This is a genomic window from Marinomonas sp. GJ51-14, assembly GCF_055808695.1.
Genome location: NZ_CM147879.1, coordinates 2,899,155 through 2,914,823, shown reverse-complemented (window position 1 = coordinate 2,914,823; position 15,669 = coordinate 2,899,155). Strand labels below are relative to the sequence as shown.

Genomic DNA, 15,669 nt, shown 5'->3' with positions numbered 1-15,669 from the left:
AAAGTAGGGTATTTTTCCTTTTTCTATCTATCATTCCTACCTCCAACGTTTGAACAATTAATGGAAGCAAATAAGCCTTATTAGAAAAACCGCTAAAGATATAGGTAAATATTCATTTTTAGAATAAAGGATGTTTGCTATTATAAATTTAACTAAATTTATCAACTACGGTTCATTTCTCTATGTATCAATATGACGCCATTGACCAACAGCTTGTTGAAGAGCGTGTCGCACAATTCCGCGACCAAACAAGCCGCTATTTAAACAAAGAATTAAGTGAAGAAGCATTCTTACCTTTACGCCTTCAAAACGGACTATATGTACAACGCTATGCACCAATGTTGCGTATTGCCATTCCATACGGAATGCTCTCTAGCACTCAACTACGAAAACTAGCTGAAATAAGCTGTAGATATGATCGCTCTTATGGTCACTTCAGCACTCGTCAGAACCTACAATTAAACTGGCCAAAACTTGAAGATGTACCAGATATTTTGGCAGAGCTAGCTGAAGTGCAAATGCACGCAGTACAAACAAGCGGTAATTGCATCCGTAATACAACAACAGATCAGTACGCTGGCGTTATTGCTGATGAAGTTGTTGATCCTCGCCCTTATTGTGAACTTATTCGTCAGTGGTCAACCTTCCATCCTGAATTTGCATTTCTACCACGTAAATTCAAAATTGCCGTTAATGCAACTGAATCCGCAGATCGTGCAGCCACACAAGTTCACGATATAGGTCTTCACATTAAAAAGAATAATGATGGCGAAATTGGCTTTAAGGTCATTGTCGGTGGAGGACTTGGCCGTACGCCAATGGTTGGAGTGACAATCAGTGAGTTTATTCCACGTGCGGACATATTGACCTATTTAGACGCCATTATACGCGTTTATAATCAGCACGGTCGTCGTGACAACAAATATAAAGCCCGTATTAAGATACTCGTTAAAGCCCTAGGCATTGAAGAGTTTCGTAGCCGAGTAGATGCTGAATGGATTCACCTTAGAGGCAAAGAAAGCACAGTTCCAATGAGTGAATTCGATCGCCTTGCAGGCTTTTTCTCTGAACCTGCCTATGAAGAATTAACAAACCAACCAGAAAGCTTAATGAACAAACTAGCCAGCAGCGCAGGCTTTGCCCGTTGGTTTGAACGCAACACATTTGAGCATAAAAAACCTGGCTACCGAATTGTCACTCTTACCTTAAAGAAAGCTGGCCAAGCACCTGGTGATGCAACAGCAGAACAGATGCAAAAAGCCGCCGATTTAGCAGACAAATTCAGTTTTGGCGAACTTCGTGTGAGTCATGAACAAAACCTTGTTTTATCTGACGTGCGCCAAGACAAGCTAGAAGAATTATGGGAAGCAGCGAAAGAAGCGGGCTTTGCAACTCCGACTCTTGGCTTACTAACAGACATGATTTGCTGTCCTGGCGGTGACTTTTGCGCACTTGCAAATGCAAAGTCCATCCCTATTGCAGCACAAATACAAGACACTTTTAGTGATCTTGACTACCTTTATGACCTTGGCAACATAGACCTAAACATCTCTGGCTGTATGAACGCTTGTGGTCACCACCATGTTGGCAATATAGGTATTTTAGGGGTCGACAAAAAAGGGGAAGAGTTTTACCAGATATCTATTGGTGGCGCATCGGGCCATGACGCTAGCATAGGTAAAATCCTCGGCCCTTCTTTTGCTCAAGAAGAAATCAGTAACGTTATCCAAAAACTAATGAATGTATACGTCGAAAACCGCTCTGAAGAAGAACGTTTCATTGACACTTATCGCCGCGTTGGCATCACACCATTTAAAGAGGCTGCTTATGCCAAAGCTAATTAAGAACGGCGAAATCACCGAAAACAAATATGTTTGGGTGCAAGATGCTGAGCAAGCAATCACAGAAAACAGCATTATTGCGGCTCAAAAGTGGCTATCTGAAAAAGACTCAATTGGTAAAGTTGCTGGCATTTGGTTAGATGCAGGAGACGGTACAGAATGCCTCCAAGAGATTGACTTAACGCAATTTAAAGTCATTGGCATTCACTTTCCTATATTTGTAGATGGTCGAGGCTTTAGCTACGCCCGTTTATTAAAAGAAAGATTGAATTATCAAGGCGAAATAAGAGCTCTTGGCAACTTCATTCCTGATCAACTGGGGTATTTATTACGTGTTGGATTTAATAGTTTTCAATTCAATGAAGACATTGATTTAAATAAAGCATTAGCCCTACACGCTCCATTTTCTATTGCTTACCAAGGTGATGTTTCGGACCCTAGACCCCTTTTCCTTCGCCGCTAGACAAAACATTTACAATAAAACACCAATAAAAGGCCATTACGATGGCCTTTTTCTATTGCGTATTACCCTCCTCATGACTATCGTAAGAAACAGACTAAAGTGATTGATTGCTAAAGGAACTTAACGTGTCCAAAAAAAGAATTATCGGCCTAATTGCAGGCACATTACTCTCTGTAACCGCACACTCTGCGACAGTTTATGTTTCTGACATTCAGTTTGTTGCCATTCGAGAAGGTTTGGATAACAGTACCAGAGCAGTAGAAAGAGGTATTAAGAGCGGAACCCCACTGGAAGTTATTGAGCAAGGTGATGGCTATACAAAGGTTCGTACCCCAAATGGAAATGAAGGCTGGGTTGCAGACTACTTTCTAAGTGAAGACGCAGTAACTAGAGACCAACTCGATAAACTTCAGACAAATATAGAAAGGCTCACAAAAAGTCGGGCAGATATATCAGAATCATTAACGGCAAGCCAACAAAAGATAAAAGAGCTTAATGAGCTCAATTCATCACTTCAAAATGAAAATAGCACACTGAAACAAAAAATCGTAAGCAACACCGAACTGTCAGAAAAAGCACAAGAAATTGTCGCTCAAAATGAAGACGTAAGTTACCAAATTGAAAGTTTAAAACAACAAGCGAATACAGCAATTACACAAGCAGAGAAACTAAGAGATACGACTGAGCAAAAATGGTTCATGATTGGAGCTGCAACATTATTTGGTGGACTCTTATTAGGCATTTTAATTCCTATGATACGCCGCAAGAAAAATGGCTCAGGATCTTGGTCTTAAACAATCAAATAAAATGACATATTAAAGAGCCTATCTTTGCAATAATATTTCAGAGATAGGCTATTGTAGCTTCTAGTTTAGAAACACCAAGCATCTGTGTTTATTCAATTATTTCGTACCCTTCTCGAAACCACTCACAACTACCCCCTTTCAAACACCTTTTATTTACTCAAAAACAGTACAACAATCCCCATATACATGATTCTTTTCGTTTATTTAAAAGAACTTATTGGGTATTTATAAAATGCTTTCAGTTATGCTCTTCCTTTAATCACATAAAATATAATAGAATAGCGCGAAATACTTGGCTATAAATGAAAAAAGTCTTGTATACTAACGCGCAAATTTCGTCCTCACTTATTTAGAGTAATGTAATGGCTGACTTATCAAAATACAGAAACATCGGTATTTTTGCTCACGTTGACGCGGGTAAAACTACTACTACAGAACGTATCCTTAAACTTACGGGTAGAATACACAAAATTGGTGAAACCCATGAAGGTGAATCCACTACAGACTTCATGGAACAAGAGGCCGAGCGCGGTATTACCATTCAATCTGCTGCGGTTAGTTGTTTTTGGAAAGATCACCGCTTTAACGTTATCGACACACCTGGTCACGTTGACTTCACAGTAGAAGTTTATCGTTCTCTTAAAGTTCTTGATGGTGGTGTTGGTGTATTCTGTGGTTCTGGTGGTGTTGAACCACAATCAGAAACTAACTGGCGCTATGCCAATGAGTCAGAAGTTGCACGTTTGATCTTCGTAAACAAACTAGATCGTCTAGGCGCTAGTTTTTACCGTGTTACTGAGCAAGTAGAAAAAGTATTAGGTGCAGTACCATTAATCATGGTTCTTCCTATCGGTACTGAAGATGAATTCAGCGGTGTTGTAGATCTACTAACTCGTAAAGCTTATGTTTGGGATGATTCTGGCTTACCAGAAAACTACAGCGTTGAAGATATTCCTGCTGACATGGCTGATCAGGTAGAAGAATACCGTGAAAAACTAATTGAAACTGCTGTTGAACAAGACGACGACATCATGATGGCATACATGGATGGTGAAGAGCCTTCTATTGATAACATTAAGATGTGCATCCGCAAAGGTACACGCGATCTTGCTTTCTTCCCAACATATTGTGGTTCTGCCTTTAAAAACAAAGGCATGCAGCTTCTTCTTGATGCTATTGTTGATTATCTACCAAGCCCAACAGATGTTATCCCACAAGATCTGACTGATGAAGAAGGTAATCCAAACGGCGAGAAAGCAATTGTCTCTGCTGACGAACCTTTTAAAGCACTTGCGTTCAAAATCATGGATGACCGTTTCGGCGCTTTGACTTTCGTACGCGTTTACTCTGGTGTTCTTAACAAAGGCGACACAATCCTAAACAGCTTCACAGGCAAAACAGAACGTGTGGGCCGTATGGTTGAAATGCATGCAGATGACCGTAAAGAAATCAGCACAGCACAAGCTGGTGATATCATTGCAATTGTTGGCATGAAAAACGTGCAAACAGGTCATACTCTTTGTGATCCTAAGCACCCTTGCACCCTTGAAGCAATGGTCTTCCCTGAGCCAGTAATTTCTATCTCTGTTACACCAAAAGATAAAGGCGGTAACGAGAAAATGGGGGTTGCGATTGGTAAAATGGTTGCAGAAGACCCTACTTTCCGTGTTGAAACAGACCAAGATTCTGGTGAAACAATCCTTCGCGGCATGGGTGAACTTCACCTAGACATCAAAGTAGATATCTTGAAACGTACTTACGGTGTTGATCTTATCGTTGGCCAACCTCAGGTTGCTTACCGTGAGACAATCACAAAAGAAGTTGAAGATACTTATACGCACAAGAAACAATCTGGTGGTTCTGGTCAATTCGGTAAAATCGATTACCGCATCAAACCAGGTGAGCCAGGTACTGGTTTCGTATTCTCTTCTACAGTTGTTGGTGGTAACGTACCAAAAGAATTCTTCCCAGCTGTAGAGAAAGGCTTTAAGTCTATGATGGACGAAGGTGTTCTAGCTGGCTTCCCAGTATTAGACGTTGAAGTTCAGTTGTTCGACGGTGGTTTCCACGCAGTTGACTCCTCTGCTATTGCCTTTGAAATCGCTGCAAAAGGCGCTTTCCGTCAATCTATCCCGAAAGCCGGTCCTCAATTGATCGAGCCTATCATGAAGGTAGATGTATTTACTCCTGATGACCACGTCGGTGATGTAATCGGTGACCTTAACCGTCGTCGTGGCATGATCAAAGACCAAGAGAAAGGCGTAACTGGTGTTCGTATTAAAGCGGACGTACCTCTTTCTGAAATGTTTGGTTACATCAGTACACTACGTACTATGACATCTGGTCGTGGTCAGTTCTCTATGGAGTTCTCTCACTACCTACCATGTCCTTCTAACGTAGCTGAAACTGTAATTGCAGCAGTGAAAGATAAGAAAGAACAAGAGAAAAAAGATAAATAATATCTAGCTTCTTTTTAAAAGCCCGATACATGAAAGTGTATCGGGCTTTTTTATACTCAAAAATAAGAGCAAAAAAAGAGCGCTAAAAGCGCCCTTTCTATTCATTCGGCATTCTAAAATGGTGCCGAGTACTCTCTAAAGACAGACATTACATCCGACAATACTTCATCAGACAAAGCTAGATCAAAAGCACTCATATCCTCTTTAAGCTGCTCTAAAGAAGTTGCACCAATAATAGTTGAACTAACACCATCAACCTGATCGCACCAAGCTAAGGCCAACTGAGCAGCACTTAAACCATGCTTAGCTGCCACTTCAACATAACCAGAAACAGCCTTATCAACCAAGTCCGTATCACGGAAAAGCCCATTACGTTGCGCAAAACTCCAACGACTACCTTCTGGGCGAGCACCACCAAGATATTTTCCTGTTAATGCACCCGCAGCCAAAGGCGACCAAGGTAAATAAGCGACATCTTCATGGACACAGTTTTCAATCAAATAAGGCCAATCTTTCGCGTGCAACAAACTGAACTCATTCTGTATTGAAGCCACCCTCGGCAAATCATATTTATCACTTAGACGAATATATTCGTTAATACCCCAAGTCGTATCATCAGATAAGCCAAAATGACGGATTTTTCCTGCTTTTAGACATCTCGCAATCCCCTGCAAAATATCAAGCATTTGAGCAGAGTGGGCTTTACTATCTACATCTGAAAAAGAAATATGCCCTGGAAAATGTTTCGCAAAATGAGGAGACGTTCGATTAGGCCAATGAAGTTGATACAAATCAATATAATCAGTCTGTAAACGTTTCAATGAAGCATCTACGGCGGCAACAACCGCATCACCAGTAATAGGTCCGCCATCACGAATGTAATGCAACCCTGGGCCAGCTATTTTTGTTGCCAAAATGATTTCGTCACGTCGAGATGGATTACGAGATAACCAGTCACCAATAATGGCTTCTGTTTTACCATAGGATTCTGGCGTAGGTGGAACCGAATACATTTCAGCAGTATCAAAGAAGTTAATACCGTTCGCTAAAGCATATTCAATTTGAATGTCAGCATCAGCTTGATTATTTTGAGTACCCCATGTCATGGTACCCAAGCAGACTCGAGATACCTCTAAACCTGTTCGGCCAAGTGGCGCATATTTCATCATTCATATCCTTTATATTCGAGTAGCACGGAAAAATGCGCCACAAAATAAACTAAAGGGTCAATGTAATAAAATTTGCGCCATCAAGCTAGTTTTATCAATGAAAACAATAAGGAGCTTGTGATTTTTATCTAATACTCCCTCTCATATATTATTTATTTACCATCAATCAGAGGCTCATAACGCTTATCTGTTAATGTCTTAAGAAATGCCACAATTGCATCCACCCGTTGATCAGGCAAAGCTGGACCAATTTCTAAATTCTCGAAATCAATATTTTCAGCCACTTCGGGTTCAGCCCATGGCTTACCCGTTTCAGGGTTAATAGTACGGGTTGGGTTATTGTATTTATCATAGAACAACACAACCGTCCGTAGGTCTTGAAATACACCGTTGTGCATATAAGGGCCTGTTACTGCGACATTCCTTAAGGAAGGCACTTTAAATTTACCAGCCTGTGATGCATCAGTTATTTCAGGATTATCCAACAAGCCCTTATCAACAAGCCCACCATTATGAGCAGTTAGTGCCGCATTAGCAGGCACCCCAATATTACGATACTCATAATTAGTAAAGGTTTCTTGCTTATAAAATGGAGACGTATTTAACTGATGACAAGCATTACAATTAGTAAACTGTTGAGAGAAAAATAACGTCTTACCCAATTCTTCTTCTGGCGTGAATTTATCTTCACCTCTCAGAACACGATCGTATTTTGAATCAAAAGGCATGAACAAGGCCGTCTTTTCAAAAGTAGCAATTGCATCAGCGATAGCCACATAACCTTTTTCAGGATCATCTAAAATCCCTTCACCATATAAATTATTGAACAATGACTGATATCGCTCATTTTCTTTTACACGGTCAACAACCCCAGCACCGTCTTTAATTGCCATTTCAAGTGGGTTTAAAAAAGGCCCTTGCGCTTGCTCAACCAAACCAGATGAACGTCCATCTAAGAATTGACCACCACGATATTCACCATCAGACATACGATGAAAAGGAGGTGAAAACGCTGCATAACCAGCAGTTGGCGTATTACGCGTGCCAACAGAATGACCGTCACTGCCCAAAGAAACAGCGCCAGAGAAAACATCATCTCTTTTATCAACAAATGCATTCGCAATATCATGGCAAGTTGCGCAAGATTGATTTCGCTCTTTTGATAAGTTTGTATCAAAAAATAACTGGGATCCCAATAACGCCTTAGAGTCAGACATCGGGACAGGAAGTTCTTGTGAAGTCTTACCTACTTTAGGTTGATCTAGAACTTGTTTAGGTTCACTGCATGCAGAAACAAGCAAGGAGACAGCAATTAAACCAAGAGAATAGCGTACCATTGTATTTTAGCCATCAAAAAAATAAGTGAGCGAATAATACACCTATGCCGAATTTGAGTAAAACACCGAAAATCATTCTCACTTACTTAGACACAAAAAAGCGTTGAACAAGACTTATATCAAAAGTCTCGTTTAACGCTTTTATATAACAAATCAATAAAATTTTAAAAAACTGCTCTACTCTTTAACTCTGTTCAGGCAAGGTTACATTTAGCTCTAACACTGAACAATCATCGGTATTATCTAGCTGTATCTGCACATCTTCATTACCGATTTGCACATATTTTCGAATCACATCGATAATTTCTTGCTGCATTTGAGGCAAATAATCTGGCTGATGTCGCTTACTACGTTCATGAGCAACAATAATTTGTAAGCGATCTTTTGCAACAGAAGCAGAGCTTGGCGTATTCTTACTTTTAAAGTAATCAAAAATTCCCACTCTAACCTCCCAACAAACGTTTCATAAAGCCTTTCTTTTGAACTTCTAAGAAACGCAAAGGACACTCTTTACCAAGTAAACGATTAACCGCATCCGTATAAGCCAAACCCGCTTCTGACTCAGTATCAAGAATAACTGGTGTTCCTTGATTTGATGCTTTAAGAACAGCAACAGACTCAGGAATAACACCAATTAAAGGAATAGCCAAAATGTCTTCAACATCAGAAACGCTCAACATTTCACCCAAAGCAACACGTTCTGGATGATAACGGGTCAAAAGCAAGTATTCTTCAATCGGCTCTTTACCTTCTTCTGCACGTTTAGACTTACTCTGTAAAATGCCAAGAATACGATCAGAGTCACGAACAGAAGACACTTCAGGATTTGTTACAACAATCGCAGCATCGGCAAAATACAAGGCCATTTGAGCGCCCTTCTCAATACCAGCTGGCGAATCACAGATAATGTAGTCAAACTCTTTAGATAGCTCTTCCAAGACCTCTTGAACACCCTCCGTCGTTAATGCGTCTTTATCACGAGTCTGGGATGCAGGAAGAATAAACAAATCTTTCGTACGTTTATCTTTAATAAGAGCTTGAGACAAAGTTGCCTCTTTGTTTATCACATTAACAAAGTCATAAACTACACGACGTTCACACCCCATGATTAGGTCGAGATTACGCAAACCTACATCAAAATCGATAATAACGGTTTTATGACCTTTTAACGCAATACCAGTCCCAATAGCAGCACTGGACGTTGTCTTACCGACACCGCCCTTGCCTGAGGTGACTACTATAATTTTTGCCAATGTTATATCCCCCGATAAACTCATACAGAGCGCATCTAAATAATCAAATGAATAATAAATATTAAAGCGGTACGATTTCTAAACTATCGTCAACTAATAGCACTTGCGCGCCGTCTTTCCAAACAATATCTTGAAGTGCGTCGCTCAACATGAAGTTACCAGCAATGGAAACCAATTCCGCTTCCATGCTTTTACAAAAAATTCGTGCTTCCACATCCCCTTTGACACCGGCCAAAGCTCGGCCTCTCAATGTGCCATAAACATGGATATTACCATCGGCTAATACTTCAGCTCCGGCACTAACCTGAGCCAAGATAATCAAATCACCTTCAGCATAAACTTGTTGCCCAGAACGAATCGGCTTAGTAATGACTTTCGTTGCTTGGGGAACCAGACGCTCCTCCACCACTGTTTTGACTACAACATCTGGGCTTGCATCTTCTTTTACCTCAGGAACGACTTGAATCGCTCTCGCTTTACTAGCAGGTAAAAGCGGAATAGTCACCGAAGCTTTCCAGACAGGTAAATTTTCAGGATCACAGCGCCAACCAATCACACCAAGACCTAGCGATCCTACGGACTGAATAAGCGCTTCAAATTCATCTACCGTGATACCACGTTTCATTTTCGAAATATCAATAATAATAGGAGCCTGATTAAAAAAGTGTGGCACCTGGTCAATCTTTTTCTTTAAATGAAAAATAATGTCATCTAACGAAAAAGTCTGAATTTCCAACAAAATCGTCGTAACAACACTTCCTTTTAGTCGGAAGCCTGAGTCTGTCATGTAAACAGTCCTTTTTTAAATACTTTAGTAGTGCTAATCATATAAAAGACAATATATGCCTCGAATTAGCATACAGAAATCTATTCTATCAAGCTGAATGATTAAAGGAAGACATCAAAACACTGTCTTTACACTCCACCGGATACTTGCTCTGCTCTCTTATAGTGCTAAGAATAACGTAAAATGCTCAATAATAAACGAAAGATTAACCTTTTGATTTAATTAATATTTTACAACTTACTTACATACTTGTTCCCACTTTTCTGGGGAAAACTATTGCACCATTAAAACTCGTTCAATAAATCAAGTTTAATCAGATGAATGTACAGCAAATTCAGGCGCTAAACGACTCACCCCTAAACCACTTTGCTTTGTTAGTTTAATTTGAACAGGAATGCGCTCTTTTAATGCACTTATATGACTAATAATCCCAATGGTTTTACCTGACGAATGTAAGTTATCCAAAGCATCAAGGGCAGACTCTAGTGTTTCACTGTCTAATGTACCAAAACCTTCATCCAAAAACAGAGAATCGATGCTTGTTTTATGGGACACCAAATCAGAAAGCGCCAACGCTAACGCCAAACTCACAAGGAAAGATTCTCCACCTGATAAGGTTTTCGTATCACGAGACGCGTTGGCTTGCCAAGTATCCACAACCGCCAATGATAAAGCCTCTTCTTGTCTCATTAATTGATAACGACGATGCAATACATTCAAATGCTGATTCGCTAAATACACCAAATGGTCCAAGGTCAAACTCTGCGCAAAACGACGAAATTTCGCGCCATCCGCCGAGCCAATCAAATGATTCAAACGATCAAGATGAATCAAACCCTCACGCAATGCGTGCAATTCCTCTACAGAGGCTTTTGCCTGTTCTCGACGTTGCTTTTCTTCACGAATTTTCTGCGCAACTTCACCCCAATGTCGATTGAGCAATTGTCGCTGGTTTTCTAATTGCTCAACCAATACCAACAACTCATCAAGAGACACTGTTGTCACGGCTTCATTCACAGGTTTATTATCCATGTGCGATGCTAAAGACTCTTCTGCTTGTTTTAATAAGGCAGTGTGTCGCGTATTCATATCTTTTAATTCATTATACGTCTGCTGCAAAGCCATCAGCTCGTCATGGGACAAACACGCTATTTGCCAAGACGAAACATCTTCAAAACCTTTTTCTTTAAGCAAAAGATGCCAAGCAGATTCTGCCGTTTCTAATTCACCCTTCACTGTTTTCAATGATTTATCGATCGCTTTTAACGTCGCCTCTGACGCCGCTAATTCTTTTTGAACCTGCTCACGCTCTTTTAAAATCGAATCTAATGCTAATCGACTGGTTTCCAGTTTTACCTGAGCTTCAGAGCGATATTGAACTAAAGTTTTTTCACCTAACACTTCAAACAGACTTGAATCAATGCTCGCTAATTCTGTTTTCAGATCAGTTAACTGACGAAGTACTTGCTCTAGTTCGGTGGCACCGTCGTTCACGCGCAATTCTAATGACGCAATTTCATAGCCAAGCTGTTCAACTTGCTGACGCTGCGTATCTAGATTATTTTTTGCCGTTCTCCATGATTGCAAAGAAGCCTGTAAAGCTGAGAGAGACTCACCCAAAGGCGATTCTAGATATTGTTCAGGGACGCCAGTTGTTTTCATTGACGCCATCAAAGATTGAGCGACTCGCTCCCTTTCTTGGGTGATTTTTTGCTGTTCAGCTACTTTGCTATCATAAGTCTGGCGAAGCAAACGACCTTGAGACTCTTGCTGCTGCAATTGCTGCTCTATATTTTGCAGTTGAAGCGTCGCCTTATTAAACTCGTCTTCTAAAACCAAACGCTGTTGGTGTTTTTCCAACACAGCTTTATTGATCTCACAAACGTTACTCCAAGCGTTTTGCACAGCAGTCACAGAAGACATTATTTGTTCTTCATCTAGCGTATTTATCGCACCATCTTTCAAACCCTTTATCAAACTAGGGTCCAAACGATTTAATAAGGCAAGTAACGTGACGTCTAAATCCGCCAACACCGTCATCAATGACTGACGTTGTTCAAGACGCATTTCTTTCTTACTGGCAAGCACTTGTTGGTCCGACTTTAACGCCTGCCCTGATTGCTTCAGAGCCTCAAGATCTGCTTGCAATAATTCAAGTCGCTGTTGATTCTCTAAATTCGTTTCCTGATGCAAAGCATGATTAAAATCGTGTTCATTTGAACCACACAAAGGACAATAATCATCTTCACTCAAATCGTTTCTTAGAGTATTCAACGCCACAATATGGCGTTCTGCGTCCACCAGCTTAGCAAGGTCTGAGCAATGATGGCTTTTCTCTTTGTAGGCTTGTCGTTGTTGTGCAAGCTGCTCTTCTTGCTGAATGACTTTATTTTCCAACTCTTGAATCGTGTCATTCACATTGCCAAGTTCAATTTGCTTCGTTTGATACTGTTGATATTGCTGAACCAGTTCTTGAGCTTTCTGCTGTTGCGAATCCAGCTCACGAACATACTCTTGCCATTCATTCAGTTCACGGCCGGAGGAAAGGCGAAAATAGTCTTCAAGGATACTTTTTACCTGTTGATCCAAACGACCAACAAGATGACTTTGTTGTTCTTTTTGATCTTTACTAGCGGCAAAGGTTTTAAGTGCGGCGTCTAGGTCGTTTTTAGATGTAGCAATATCAGTCGCTAAATTCATTAGAGCTTGATCTTGCGTCTGAATAGAGTCTTGTTGGTATTGCCAGTTCGATAACTGTGCTTCGATTTGCTCAGGGGATTGCCATTCAGATAAACTGGCTTCGCTCTGCTGACAAAGCAATTGACCTTGTTTAAGCCGTGTTTTCAGGGCTTTCAGTTCCTTAAAACTAGATTGGTATTTTTGATCGAGCTCTAGATGTCGCTTATTAACGCCAATCAACTGTTCACTGACACTTTCTCGGCGGGAAACCAAAGGCTGAATGGTATTGGTGATCTCATCATTCAATTTATTCCAAGATTCAGTCTGCTGATCAAATGCAGACTTTGCCACTTGCGTGCGTTTTTCAAGCTCTTCAAAAATGACCGTTTGTTCTGCTTGTTGCTGAAGCGCATCGCTTTTTTCTTGTTCCAGCTCACTTGCACGATGAACCATCTTAGTAAGGGAATCATATTGAGCCTGCAAGCCATTCGCGACTTCAGCCTTACTCAACAAAGCCAATTTAGGCTTGAAACTCTCTAACGATGCAATAGCATCGGCACTTTGTTGTTTCGCCATAACCAATTGTTGCGTCAGCTTAGATTCCGTTTGGTGCCACTCTAAACTTTGTTGATGTTGTTTTAGATTTTTAACCAGTGTCTTATCTTGTTGTTCATACTCTTTTTCTTGCTCAACCAAGGATTGCAATTCATCGTCGCTCAAGAGTTGACGCTGTGTATTAATCGCTTCTAATTGAATGATCTTCGCTCGTTCTGCTTTGTGCTTTTCGAAAACCCATTTAGAAACTTGGCCGTAAACTTCCGTACCAGTGAGTTCTTCCAATAACTCGGCACGGTCATTAGCCGTGGCATTAAGAAAAGCAGAAAAACCACCTTGGGCCAATAACATGGATTTTGTAAAACGAGAAAAATCTAAGCCAGTGATCTCTGCGATCTTATCTATTTTTTCATTGATTTTGCTTGTGATGATGGTGCCGTCTCGCTCACATAACTCACAGGTCATTGGTTGTAATTTACCTTCACTGCTGCCTCGCGCACGACGTTGCCCCCAAAACGCACGATAACCTTTACCTTTTATTTCAAATTCTACTTCCGCAAGACATTCTGCCGTATGGCGTGTCATCAATTCATTTTGACTAGGTGAGATCTTCATCCGTGGCGTTTCATGGTACAAAGCCAAACAGATAGCATCGAGCAAGGTAGATTTACCCGCCCCTGTTGGTCCTACAATGGCAAACACCCCAGCGTCATCAAAAGGCGCCTTGGTAAAATCAATTTCCCATTCACCTTTTAAAGAGTTCAAGTTCTTCAAGCGAAGTTTACAAATTTTCATGCTTGTTCTCCTTCGCTAATGTCTTTATTCTTTTCTTCGCTTTTTTCTTCAATCGTTTTTTCGGTCTTTTTTACGCTGTCTGTTTGATTCATGTCGACATCAACAGAAAGCATTTGCTGAGACGCTTCCATTTCAACCAGGCAAGTATTAAACAGTTGCGTCAATGCGGCCGCTTCTTCTTGCTCTATGTCTAAATTTGTTTGCAAGCTTTTCTCAAACACATCCGTAACGGTTAACTCTGACAAGGTTTGGCGTGATTCAAAAGCGTCGGTCTTTTTCTCTAGAGCGCTTCTTCTCATCACTCTAAGCAATTCAATCGGTTTATCGTCGATCACTTCCATGATGCGCTTATGCACATCGCTCAAATAATCATCCGCAATCACCGTCACTTCCAGCCAAAGCGTTTTACCGTCTTTTAAGCCTTTCACCAAATCCAGCTCAGTAATTTGTTTGATCACCTCTTTCAAATTGCCTTTGAGACTCGCCATAGGCTGAAACATAGGAATTTTCACCAAACGAATCGGCTCGACTTTTTCTTTAAGCAGGTCGCCTTCAAATGGTTTGTTTTCAAACAGGTCGTCTGCAAAAAGGTCATCCATCAAAGGAGATTTTTCTGCCAAAGTGGCTTTTTCTGCCACGGCCTCTTCTTCAAATAAATCCGTGTCAACAATAACTAAGGTTTTCTCTCGTCCTAATTCGTCAAAGCTCAATGGAATCGGCGAGCCGCTGTAGCGAAAGCGACCGTCTTTGGTAATCGCCTGCGCTCGGTGAATATGCCCAAGCGCGAGATAATCAAAGGCAGGAAATACAGACGTTGGTAACGCTTCTAACGTACCAACATAAAGATCACGAACCGATTCACTGACTTGTCCACCCATCGCGGTGAGATGACCAGTGCCAATAATCGGCACAGGTGTTTTTAAGGCTTTGTTCTTTTCACCGGCAACACGATAAACCTGCTGATAAAAATCGCCTATGTGTTGCAATAAACCCATTTTTTTATCTTGTTCAGATTGCCCCGATAAACTCTTCATCACATCTTTCGGTCGAAGATAAGGCACAGCACAAACCCAAGCAGCTATTTCGCCTTGCTTGTTCATCAATGGAATAACATGGGATTCAATATCATCGAGGTTGGCTTGGCTCGACACTTGAGTATCCAGATAGGAAAGTAAACTTTTGGATTCATTAAGCATGCTGACAGAGTCATGATTTCCCGCCACAATTACCAACTGACAGTGACGCGATTTCATGTCCAAGACTAACTGATGGTACATTTCACGGGCATAACTTGGTGGTGAGCCAGTATCGAAAATATCACCAGCAATAATCACCGCATCAATATCTTCTTTGTCCACCAGCGCCAATAACCAATCGATAAACGCCTTATGCTCATCACGGCGGGATTTTCCCATAAAATGCTGACCGAGATGCCAATCAGAAGTATGTAGGATTTTCATCAATGCTCTCCAAAGCGGTATTTGTTATGCAAGCGAACGATCAAACCGTTGAGCCATTCAGGCAA

Annotated in this window: 11 protein-coding genes; 4 read left to right on the top strand and 7 right to left on the bottom strand. The window is 40.9% G+C overall.

The window, feature by feature from the left end:
• The first annotated feature begins 182 nt into the window (after nucleotides 1-182).
• The 4 genes from AC0L3Y_RS13855 (at nucleotide 183) to fusA (ending at nucleotide 5,569) form a co-directional block, all read left to right on the top strand.
• Complete coding sequence (locus tag AC0L3Y_RS13855; RefSeq protein WP_473464829.1) at nucleotides 183-1,844, top strand: nitrite/sulfite reductase; 1,662 nt, start codon at nucleotides 183-185, stop codon at nucleotides 1,842-1,844.
• Entirely contained in the window at nucleotides 1,828-2,304 is a 477-nt protein-coding gene (locus AC0L3Y_RS13850; protein WP_473464825.1) for a DUF934 domain-containing protein, read from the top strand. The genes AC0L3Y_RS13855 and AC0L3Y_RS13850 overlap by 17 nt, the downstream gene beginning before the upstream one ends.
• Nucleotides 2,305-2,429: 125 nt before the next feature.
• Complete coding sequence (locus tag AC0L3Y_RS13845; RefSeq protein ID WP_473464820.1) at nucleotides 2,430-3,098, top strand: TIGR04211 family SH3 domain-containing protein; 669 nt, start codon at nucleotides 2,430-2,432, stop codon at nucleotides 3,096-3,098.
• A 374-nt stretch (nucleotides 3,099-3,472) separates the two neighbouring features.
• Nucleotides 3,473-5,569, top strand: a complete 2,097-nt coding sequence (gene fusA, locus AC0L3Y_RS13840; RefSeq protein ID WP_473464815.1) for an elongation factor G — start codon at nucleotides 3,473-3,475, stop codon at nucleotides 5,567-5,569.
• 113 nt (nucleotides 5,570-5,682) lie between these two features.
• Here fusA and AC0L3Y_RS13835 read toward each other — a convergent pair whose 3' ends face one another.
• The 7 genes from AC0L3Y_RS13835 to AC0L3Y_RS13805 form a co-directional block, all read right to left on the bottom strand.
• Complete coding sequence (locus AC0L3Y_RS13835; protein WP_473464811.1) at nucleotides 5,683-6,738, bottom strand: aldo/keto reductase; 1,056 nt, start codon at nucleotides 6,736-6,738, stop codon at nucleotides 5,683-5,685.
• Between the two features lie 152 nt (nucleotides 6,739-6,890).
• Nucleotides 6,891-8,075 carry a cytochrome-c peroxidase gene (locus AC0L3Y_RS13830; RefSeq protein WP_473464805.1) on the bottom strand — a complete coding sequence of 395 codons (1,185 nt, stop codon included), beginning with the start codon at nucleotides 8,073-8,075 and terminating at the stop codon, nucleotides 6,891-6,893.
• A 184-nt stretch (nucleotides 8,076-8,259) separates the two neighbouring features.
• A complete protein-coding gene (minE, locus tag AC0L3Y_RS13825; RefSeq protein ID WP_473464801.1) occupies nucleotides 8,260-8,517 on the bottom strand; it encodes a cell division topological specificity factor MinE in 258 nt (85 codons plus the stop codon).
• Between the two features lies 1 nt (nucleotide 8,518).
• Nucleotides 8,519-9,328, bottom strand: coding sequence for a septum site-determining protein MinD (minD, locus tag AC0L3Y_RS13820; protein ID WP_473464797.1), 810 nt, complete (start codon nucleotides 9,326-9,328; stop codon nucleotides 8,519-8,521).
• 61 nt (nucleotides 9,329-9,389) lie between these two features.
• On the bottom strand, nucleotides 9,390-10,115 hold the full coding sequence (gene minC, locus AC0L3Y_RS13815; protein WP_473464794.1) for a septum site-determining protein MinC: 726 nt from the start codon (nucleotides 10,113-10,115) through the stop codon (nucleotides 9,390-9,392).
• 309 nt (nucleotides 10,116-10,424) lie between these two features.
• Nucleotides 10,425-14,144: an SbcC/MukB-like Walker B domain-containing protein gene (locus AC0L3Y_RS13810; RefSeq protein ID WP_473464791.1), complete on the bottom strand. Its 3,720-nt coding sequence runs from the start codon at nucleotides 14,142-14,144 to the stop codon at nucleotides 10,425-10,427.
• Nucleotides 14,141-15,604 (bottom strand): exonuclease SbcCD subunit D C-terminal domain-containing protein, encoded by a 1,464-nt coding sequence (locus tag AC0L3Y_RS13805; RefSeq protein WP_473464786.1) that lies wholly within the window; start codon nucleotides 15,602-15,604, stop codon nucleotides 14,141-14,143. Before AC0L3Y_RS13805 ends, AC0L3Y_RS13810 begins: the two co-directional genes overlap by 4 nt.
• Nucleotides 15,605-15,669: the final 65 nt, after the last annotated feature.

Excerpts from the sequence above, each read along its gene's own strand:
- AC0L3Y_RS13805 (WP_473464786.1), bottom strand. The coding sequence starts at position 15,604 with ATGAAAATCCTACATACTTCTGATTGGCATCTCGGTCAGCATTTTATG.
- fusA (WP_473464815.1), top strand. The coding sequence starts at position 3,473 with ATGGCTGACTTATCAAAATACAGAAACATCGGTATTTTTGCTCACGTT.
- minC (WP_473464794.1), bottom strand. The coding sequence starts at position 10,115 with ATGACAGACTCAGGCTTCCGACTAAAAGGAAGTGTTGTTACGACGATT.
- AC0L3Y_RS13830 (WP_473464805.1), bottom strand. The coding sequence starts at position 8,075 with ATGGTACGCTATTCTCTTGGTTTAATTGCTGTCTCCTTGCTTGTTTCT.
- AC0L3Y_RS13835 (WP_473464811.1), bottom strand. The coding sequence starts at position 6,738 with ATGATGAAATATGCGCCACTTGGCCGAACAGGTTTAGAGGTATCTCGA.
- AC0L3Y_RS13855 (WP_473464829.1), top strand. The coding sequence starts at position 183 with ATGTATCAATATGACGCCATTGACCAACAGCTTGTTGAAGAGCGTGTC.
- AC0L3Y_RS13810 (WP_473464791.1), bottom strand. The coding sequence starts at position 14,144 with ATGAAAATTTGTAAACTTCGCTTGAAGAACTTGAACTCTTTAAAAGGT.
- AC0L3Y_RS13850 (WP_473464825.1), top strand. The coding sequence starts at position 1,828 with ATGCCAAAGCTAATTAAGAACGGCGAAATCACCGAAAACAAATATGTT.